The sequence below is a fragment of the Serratia sp. A07 genome, from assembly GCF_058725505.1.
In genome coordinates this window covers 1-837 of the sequence record NZ_JBZXDO010000205.1, presented here as the reverse complement: position 1 = coordinate 837, position 837 = coordinate 1, and the positions used below count along the sequence as shown (strand labels likewise).

Genomic DNA, 837 nt, shown 5'->3' with positions numbered 1-837 from the left:
AGCGAGCAGCTGATGCAGCTGCTCGACTCGCTGAACCACAGCGGCAAGGGCAAGGTGTGGTTTGCGGGACAAGGTATTCCCGACAAGCCCGAGGGCTGGAAGATGAAACGGGGGATGCTGTCACCTGCGTGGACGACCCGTTGGCAAGATCTACCAACTGCACTCTAACAGCATCAAAACACCAATAATTACAATTTGTTATACATAATTATAAATTTTTGATTTTGATAAAAAAACAAATTATTATATTGTTTTTTTATTATTTTCTTCTCTCTAAATACTCATCTAGGGCTTCTCTTATAACAGCGCTTGTATTTGTTGGTCCCGAACCGCTGAGTTTGTTTTCAGCGGAAACTCTAGTGATTGCCAAATCAAGAGATTCAGGCATAGCGAAGCTACGGTGAACGGTTTTTTCTACCGATACAACGGGAGAGGCTCCACTGTATTGCTTATCTGCTAATTTATCAGCTAGAGCAGCAACCTGAGCATCACTTGGTTTTTTTGCTGAGCGTGATTTCAAAGCCATTGTGAATACACCTCTTCAATTAAGTGCTCAATCTCTTCGATTGCCATACTGTTGTTAGTTTCCAAAACTGATTTTCCGAGAGGAACAACATCGCGATAGATCTTTCGCTCGCAGTTAATGGAATTTAGAGGTGGCAGAGAAGGAAAATCCCTTAAATACTCAAGGAATTCTGCACGTTCTTTCCCGCGTAAAACAGGATTAGTAGTCGCACGCGTCTGATACATATAAAGCATTAAATCAGGATTGAGGTCTCTCCAAGCCTCCAGCTGATTTTCTAGCTCCTCCAAAGTGTCCAAATCAAACTGTGAACA

At 42.5% G+C, this 837-nt stretch carries 3 protein-coding genes; 1 reads left to right on the top strand and 2 read right to left on the bottom strand.

Annotated features, from left to right (window positions below; translation table 11 throughout):
* A partial coding sequence (locus AC4PR2_RS29260) for a DUF4113 domain-containing protein (RefSeq protein WP_492176096.1) occupies positions 1-168 on the top strand: 168 nt, incomplete at its 5' end.
* 91 nt (positions 169-259) lie between these two features.
* Here AC4PR2_RS29260 and AC4PR2_RS29255 read toward each other — a convergent pair.
* Entirely contained in the window at positions 260-526 is a 267-nt protein-coding gene (locus AC4PR2_RS29255; protein ID WP_492176095.1) for a hypothetical protein, read from the bottom strand.
* A partial coding sequence (locus AC4PR2_RS29250) for a phosphonate ABC transporter ATPase (RefSeq protein WP_492176094.1) occupies positions 517-837 on the bottom strand: 321 nt, incomplete at its 5' end. The genes AC4PR2_RS29250 and AC4PR2_RS29255, both read right to left, overlap by 10 nt.